Annotated in this window: 9 protein-coding genes; 1 reads left to right on the top strand and 8 read right to left on the bottom strand. The window is 74.1% G+C overall.

Annotation, left to right across the window (positions count from 1 at the left end; all coding sequences use genetic code 11):
* From tsaD to tsaB, 3 genes are all read right to left on the bottom strand, one after another.
* The coding region (gene tsaD, locus VE614_RS14865) for a tRNA (adenosine(37)-N6)-threonylcarbamoyltransferase complex transferase subunit TsaD (protein ID WP_324936657.1) at positions 1-822 on the bottom strand (822 nt) is incomplete at its 3' end.
* The gene (gene rimI, locus VE614_RS14860) at positions 815-1,336 is read right to left on the bottom strand and encodes a ribosomal protein S18-alanine N-acetyltransferase (RefSeq protein WP_324936659.1); all 522 of its coding nucleotides are present in this window, start codon (positions 1,334-1,336) and stop codon (positions 815-817) included. The genes tsaD and rimI, both read right to left, overlap by 8 nt.
* 29 nt (positions 1,337-1,365) lie before the next feature.
* The gene (tsaB, locus tag VE614_RS14855; RefSeq protein ID WP_324936654.1) at positions 1,366-2,019 is read right to left on the bottom strand and encodes a tRNA (adenosine(37)-N6)-threonylcarbamoyltransferase complex dimerization subunit type 1 TsaB; all 654 of its coding nucleotides are present in this window, start codon (positions 2,017-2,019) and stop codon (positions 1,366-1,368) included.
* 129 nt (positions 2,020-2,148) lie between these two features.
* On the opposite strand from tsaB, the gene VE614_RS14850 reads away from it, so the two are divergent.
* On the top strand, positions 2,149-2,697 hold the full coding sequence (locus tag VE614_RS14850) for a hypothetical protein (protein ID WP_324936652.1): 549 nt from the start codon (positions 2,149-2,151) through the stop codon (positions 2,695-2,697).
* Between the two features lie 45 nt (positions 2,698-2,742).
* Here VE614_RS14850 and VE614_RS14845 read toward each other — a convergent pair whose 3' ends face one another.
* The 5 genes from VE614_RS14845 to VE614_RS14825 form a co-directional block, all read right to left on the bottom strand.
* On the bottom strand, positions 2,743-2,907 hold the full coding sequence (locus VE614_RS14845) for a hypothetical protein (protein WP_324936650.1): 165 nt from the start codon (positions 2,905-2,907) through the stop codon (positions 2,743-2,745).
* A 146-nt stretch (positions 2,908-3,053) separates the two neighbouring features.
* Positions 3,054-3,611 carry a tRNA (adenosine(37)-N6)-threonylcarbamoyltransferase complex ATPase subunit type 1 TsaE gene (tsaE, locus tag VE614_RS14840; RefSeq protein ID WP_324936648.1) on the bottom strand — a complete coding sequence of 186 codons (558 nt, stop codon included), beginning with the start codon at positions 3,609-3,611 and terminating at the stop codon, positions 3,054-3,056.
* On the bottom strand, positions 3,577-4,827 hold the full coding sequence (locus tag VE614_RS14835; protein WP_324936646.1) for an alpha/beta hydrolase: 1,251 nt from the start codon (positions 4,825-4,827) through the stop codon (positions 3,577-3,579). The genes tsaE and VE614_RS14835 overlap by 35 nt, the downstream gene beginning before the upstream one ends.
* 38 nt (positions 4,828-4,865) lie before the next feature.
* A complete protein-coding gene (gene alr / locus VE614_RS14830) occupies positions 4,866-6,074 on the bottom strand; it encodes an alanine racemase (RefSeq protein WP_324936644.1) in 1,209 nt (402 codons plus the stop codon).
* Positions 6,071-6,502: a L,D-transpeptidase gene (locus VE614_RS14825; RefSeq protein WP_324936642.1), complete on the bottom strand. Its 432-nt coding sequence runs from the start codon at positions 6,500-6,502 to the stop codon at positions 6,071-6,073. Before VE614_RS14825 ends, alr begins: the two co-directional genes overlap by 4 nt.
* Between the last annotated feature and the right edge of the window lie 18 nt (positions 6,503-6,520).

The following is a 6,520-nucleotide window of genomic DNA, read 5'->3' as shown; positions in this document are numbered from 1 at the left end:
GACGCCGTGCTCGCGGCAGGCGAGCACCGCCTTGCGGGTGAGCACGTCGACGACCGCCTCCTGGAAGCTCGCGGCGACGTCGGCGACCGGCACCGCCTCGCCCGCACGCTCGCGGGTCTCGACCCAGCGCGCCACCGCCGTCTTCAGGCCGGAGAAGGAGAAGTCGTAGCGGTGGTCCCGCAGGTCGTGCGGCCCGGTTAGCCCTCGGGGGAAGGTGACGTAGGCGCGGTCACCCTCGCGGGCGGTCCGGTCGATGTGCGGCCCGCCCGGGAACGGCAACCCGAGCACGCGGGCCACCTTGTCGAAGGCCTCGCCGGCGGCGTCGTCGATCGTCGCACCGAGCGGCGTCACCTCGGCCGTGACGTCCGGCACGAGCAGCAGGCTCGAGTGACCGCCGGACACCAGGAGGGCCATCGTCGGCTCGGGCAGCGGACCGTGCTCGAGCTCGTCGACGGCGACGTGCGCGGCCAGGTGGTTGACGCCGTAGAGCGGCCGGTCGAGCGCGAGGGCGAGCGCCTTGGCCGCCGCGACACCGACGAGCAGGGCGCCTGCGAGCCCGGGGCCGCTCGTCACGGCCAGCGCGTCGACGTCGTCGAGGCGTACGCCCGCCGTGTCGCACGCCCGCTCGACCATGGGCAGCATCGCCTCCAGGTGCGCCCGGCTGGCCACCTCGGGCACGACGCCGCCGAAGCGCGCGTGCTCCTCGACGCTGCTCGCGAGGGCGTCGGCGAGCAGCGTCCGGCCGCGCACGATCCCGACGCCGGTCTCGTCGCAGGAGGTCTCGATGCCGAGTACCAGAGGCTCGTCGCGTGAGTCAGTCATTGATCTCGGTTCCTTGTACGGAGGGTGCGCCCGCGGCGGAGGCGCTGTCAGGCAGGGTGGCGAGGCGCATGACCAGGGCGTCCACGTTGCCGGGCTGGTAGTAGCCGCGCCGGAAGCCGATGGGCTCGAAGCCGAAGCGCTCGTACAGCTTCTGCGCGCGGACGTTGTCCACCCGGCACTCCAGCAGCACCTCGGCGCACTCGAAGGCGGTCGCGGCCCGCAGGAGTTCGGTCAGCAGCCGGGCACCGAGACCGGTGCCCCAGTGCTCACGGGCGACGGCGATGGTCTGGACGTCGGCGGTCTCACCGGCGGAGGCGAGCCCGGCGTAGCCGACGATCCGGCCGCCGCCGTCCCCCTCGCCGTCCTCGGCGTCCTCGGCGACCAGGTAGCGCCGGGTCGCCTCGGGTCCGCGCGCGTGCGCCAGCTCGGACCAGAACATGCCCCGCGACCAGGCGTCCTCGGGGAAGAGGGCCCGCTCCAGTGCGAGTACGGGGTCGATGTCCCACCAGCGCATCTCGCGCAGCCGGGGGGTCGGGGTGCCGGTCACTTGGGGGTGACCACCTTGTAGTTCTTGGGGACCTGGGCGTCGGGCCGGCGCAGGTACAGCGGCCGGGGCGCGGGCAGCTCCTCCCCCGCGGCCAGCTTGCGGGCGGCCAGGGAGGCGAGCGCGGCGGCCGAGACATGCTCGGGCTCGTGCGCGCTGGGGAAGACCTCCGGGTAGAGCAGCGCGCCGGCGCCGACCGCGGGCAGGTCCGCGACCTGCTCGGCGATGTCGGCGGGCCGGTCGACGGCCGGATCGGTCACCCGGGTGCGGGAGTCCGCGTACCGGGCCCAGTAGACCTCCTTGCGGCGGGCGTCCGTCGCGACGACGAAGGGGCCCTCCAGGTCGGCGGCGTAGGCGAGCCCGTCGAGCGTGCACACGCCGTGCACGGGGACGCCCAGGGCGAGGCCGAAGGTGTCGGCGGTCATCAGGCCGACGCGCAGCCCGGTGTACGGACCGGGTCCGATGCCGACGACGATGCCGGTCACGGCGTCGAGCGCGAGTCCGGCCTCGGTGAGCACCCGGTCGACGGCGGGCAGCAGCAACTCGCCGTGCCGGCGCGCGTCCACCTGGCTGGACGAGGCGATGACATCCGTGCCGTCGTGCAGGGCGACGGTGACGGCGGGGGTGGCGGTATCCAGAGCGAGCAAGAGCACGCCAACAGCCTACGGCTCCCCGGGCCCCGTGTCGGAAGTCCCGGTCCTCCGCTCCCCGGCTGCTACCGTCACCTACCGTTACGGCACGTCTTTGGATCTTTGGGACATACGACGCGGAGGTGGACGCCCGTGGCCAGCAGCAGTGCCGGATTCGTGACCGGACTGACGGCGGCGGCGATGGTGACGGTCGGGTACCTCGCCTACCAGGCGTCGGCGAACGTCCCCGCCGAGCTGGGGGCGCAGGCCGGAAAGCCCGTGGCGGCCGCGCCGAAGGCGCCCCGGGACAAGCGGAACCCGGCCGCGCTGCCGACCGGGTCCGGCCGGGGCGAGCGGGTCGTGTACTCGCTGGACGACGACCGGGTGTGGCTCGTCAGCCCCGGCAACAAGGTGCTGCGCACCTTCCGGGTCACGCCGAGCGCGGTCGACCCGTCACCCGGCGTCTACGCGGTCACGTCCCGCTCCAACCGCATCACCGGCACCGACGGCACCCTCATCGAGCATGTCGTCCGTTTCGCCAGCGTGGACAGCGTGACCATCGGTTTCAGCGCGGCGGTGGACGGCTCCACCGCCGCCCCGGACCGGCGTACGCGCACGGGCGGCATCCGGGAGTCCCGCGCCGACGGGGACGCGATGTGGGACTTCGCGACGATCGGCCAGAAGGTCGTCGTCATCCGATAGGCGCCGTCCTCCGGACGGGGGGACCGTCCGGCACCGGCGGGGCGGCTACGCGGCCTCGCGATGCTCGGTCAGCTGTTCGCCTTCCGGCCGGCGGGGCTCGCGCGGCGGCGTGGAGACGGCGGTCGCCGCCGCGCAGGACGCCAGCAGATCGCGCATGGACACCGCGGGCACCACGCGCGGCCGCGTCTCGTCTCGTTCCGGAGCCTGCATGGACGCCTCCTGGGACCTGGGGGCGGATGTAGTTAGGTAGACCTAACTACGGACGGGATACCATGTGACCACGCCCGGCCACCCCGGCGCAATATTTTCCCGACGTCCTGTCGGAAACGTCCCGCCGCCGTCCCCGGCACCGCCGCTCAGGCGGTCAGCGCGCTCAGGTCCGCCGCCGCCCAGCGCGCGCCGATGCCGGTCAGGCTCACGTGCCGCACCTCGTCCGTCGTGTCGCCCACGGCCCGGTGGATGACCACGTGCAGCCGGTCGTCGGTCAGCTCCTCGACCTTGCCCTCGCCCCACTCCACGACGATCACCGAGTCGGGCAGCGAGACGTCGAGGTCCAGGTCCTCCATCTCGTCCAGCCCGCCGGACAGCCGGTAGGCGTCCACGTGGACGAGCGGCGGGCCGTCGCCGAGCGAGGGATGCACCCGGGCGATCACGAACGTCGGGGAGGTGACCGCGCCGCGCACGTCCAGCCCCTCGCCGAGGCCGCGGGTGAGCGTGGTCTTGCCTGCGCCCAGTTCCCCGGTGAGCATCACCAGGTCGCCGGCGCGCAGCAGTTTGGCGAGCCGGCGGCCCAGCTCGCGCATCTGGTCGGGGGAGGTGACGGTCAGCTCGGTGACGGCCGGGCCGTTCTCGGCCGGGTCGTTCGCAGCCGGGTCGTTCTCAGCCGGGTTGTGCGGTGCCGCTGGTGCTTCCATAGCCACCCACGGTAGCCCCTGCGGGCACGGCACCCGCACGGGTGAGCAGGTCGGCGAGGCGGTCGGTGACCACTTCCGGGTGCTCCAGCATCACCAGGTGCCCGGCGTCCGGCACCAGCACCAGCTCGGCGTCCGGCAGCAGGTCGGCGATGGCCTCGCTGTGCCGGCTGGGGGTCACCAGGTCCTGCACGCCGGCCAGCACCAGCACCGGCAGCTGGGCGAAGTGGACCAGTGCCTCGGTCTTGTCGTGCTCGGTGAACGCCGGATAGAACTCGGCGACCACGTCGATCGGGGTGCTCTCGATCATCCGCTCGGCGAAGCGCTCCACGGCCGGGTCGACGTCCCGGGACGCGAACGAGTACCGCTTGATGATCCCGGCGAACAGATCTGCGGTGGCCCGCCGCCCCTTCTCCACCAGCTCGGCCCGCTGTCCCAGTGCCCTCAGCACCCCGGGCAGCACCCGGCGCACCGCGTTGACCCCGGCGACCGGCAGCCCGAAGTTGACCTCGCCGAGCCGGCCCGGGGACGTGCCGACGAGCGCCACGGCCACCACCCGCTCCCGGATCAGCTCCGGATACTGGTCGGCCAGCGCCATCATCGTCATCCCGCCCATGGAGTGCCCGACCAGCACGATCGGGCCCTCCGGCACGGCCGCGTCGAGGACGGCCTTCAGATCGCGGCCCAGCTGGTCGATGCTGACCGGCGTCCGGTCCGTCAGCTGCGCGACCCCGCGCCCGGACCGGCCGTGGCTGCGCTGGTCCCAGTGCACGGTCCGCACGACACCGCGCAGCGCCGCGCGCTGGAAGTGCCACGAGTCCTGGCCGAGGCAGTAACCGTGGCTGAACACGACGGTGACGGGGCCGGGCGCCTTGCGGCCGAAGAGCCTGCGGCGGCGCGGGCTGACGGCGGCACCGGTGTCCGGCTCGACATCGTCGACCTCGTAGTACAGCTCCGTGCCGTCGTCGGCGTACGCCTTGCCGGGGGTGCCGCGCAGCGCGCCGTACGGGCCCGCCGAGTCCAGCGCGACACGGGCCTTGCGGCGCACCCCGCGCCCGACGGTCATCCGCTCCAGCGCCACCCCGGCGGCGGCCCCCGCGGCCAGCACGCCTATCGCGGCGCCCGCGATCCCGGTCGCCCGGCGCCAGTTCCCGGCCGCCCCCGTGGCGGAGACGACGGCCGCGGCGTCCGCGACCGCCTCCGCGCTGCTCTGGCTCACCTACCGCTCCTCACCGACTGACGTCGCCGTGCCGCTGGCTATGCGGGCTCGTTGCCGTGTTCGTTCCCGTCCTCGTTCCCGTCTTCGTTCACATAGACACGGGGAACGCGGGTTCCGATACGCGTCACGATCTCGTACGCGATGGTTCCGGCGGCCTGCGCCCAGTCCTCCGCGGTGGGTTCCCCGCAGTCGCCCGGCCCGAACAGCACGGCTTCCTCGCCCGGCGCGGGCTCGTCACCGCCGAGGTCGACGACGAACTGGTCCATCGCCACCCGGCCCGCGACCGTCCGCCGCTTGCCGCCGACCAGCACCGGGCCGGTGCCCGAGGCGTGCCGGGGGATGCCGTCGGCGTAGCCGAGCGGGACCAGGCCGAGCGTGGTCTTGCCGGGGGTCGTGTAGTGGTGGCCGTAGCTCACCCCGTGCCCGCCCGGTACCTGCTTCACCAGGGCCAGCGAGGCGGAGAGGGTCATCACCGGGCGCAGCCCGAAGTCGGCGGAGGTGCCCAGTTCCGGGCTGGGCGAGACGCCGTAGAGCGCGATCCCCGGGCGGACGAGGTCGAAGTGGGCCTCGGGGATGGTGAGGGTGGCCGGGGAGTTGGCGATGTGCCGCACCTCCGGGCGCACGCCCTGGCCCTCCGCGTACGCCAGCATCTCCCGGAAGAGGGACAGCTGGGCGGCGATGGAGGGATGGCCGGGCTCGTCGGCGCAGGCGAAGTGGGACCACAGACCGGTGATCCGCACCAGCCCTTCCCGCTCGGCCCGCAGCGCGGCCCCGACCAGTTCCTCCCAGTCGCCGCCGGGCTGGCAGCCGTTGCGCCCGAGCCCGGTGTCGGCCTTGAGCTGCACCCGTGCCGGGCGCCCCGCCAGCCGCGCGGCGGCGGTGACCTCGCGCAGCGCCCACATCCCGCTCACGGACATGTCGAGACCGGCCTCGACGGCCTCCCGCCACGGCCCGCCGGGCGTCCACAGCCAGCACAGGATCCGCACGTCCGCGGGCACCGCCCCGCAGGACCGCAGCGCCAGCGCCTCCTCCGGCGTGGCGGTGCCCAGCCAGGTCGCCCCCGCCGCCACGGCCGCGCGGGCACACGGCACCGCCCCATGGCCGTACGCCTCTGACTTCACCACGGCCATCAGGGCCGCGCCGGGCGCGTGGGCGCGCAGGGCCCGCACATTGGCGCGCAGCGCGGCCAGATCGATCTCGGCGCGGGCGCGCAGCGGGGCGGTCGGCAGATGTGCAGTCGTACTCATCGCGCCCAGTGTCTCAGAGGCCTCCGGCGGCCCGGCCGGCCGCGGGGTCCGGCCGCTCGCCGGCCGCCCGGCCCGCGCCCCCACACGTACACCCGGTCCCCGGTCCTCAGCACGTCCCACAGCTTGCGCGCGTCCTTGAGCCGCAGGTCGACGCAGCCCATGGACCCGACCGTCGTGCAGACGGTCTCGTACACCGCGTGGAAGGCCTGCCCGCCGCTGAAGAACCGGGAGTAGGGCACGGGCGTGTTGTGGAGGGCCGACACATGGTGCTTGTGCGGCCAGTAGATCGTGTGCCGCCCGGTCCGGGTCGCGTACCCGGCCCGTCCGCTGCGCATCGGCACCGGCCCGAGCACGACCTTCTCGCCCTGCTGCAGCTCCCAGGTCAGCTGCCGGGCGAGGTCCACACAGGCGACGCGGTGCCCGCGCACCGGGCCTCGGAGACCTGG

The sequence above is a fragment of the Streptomyces sp. genome (assembly GCF_035645055.1).
Taxonomy (GTDB): domain Bacteria; phylum Actinomycetota; class Actinomycetes; order Streptomycetales; family Streptomycetaceae; genus Streptomyces.
The sequence above is the reverse complement of the archived record's forward strand: the minus strand, read 5'-3'. Positions and strand labels throughout refer to the sequence as shown.

Coding starts and splice junctions, on each gene's coding strand:
- rimI (WP_324936659.1), bottom strand. CDS start 1,336: ATGCGCTGGTGGGACATCGACCCCGTACTCGCACTGGAGCGGGCCCTC.
- VE614_RS14845 (WP_324936650.1), bottom strand. CDS start 2,907: ATGCAGGCTCCGGAACGAGACGAGACGCGGCCGCGCGTGGTGCCCGCG.
- tsaE (WP_324936648.1), bottom strand. CDS start 3,611: ATGGAAGCACCAGCGGCACCGCACAACCCGGCTGAGAACGACCCGGCT.
- alr (WP_324936644.1), bottom strand. CDS start 6,074: ATGAGTACGACTGCACATCTGCCGACCGCCCCGCTGCGCGCCCGCGCC.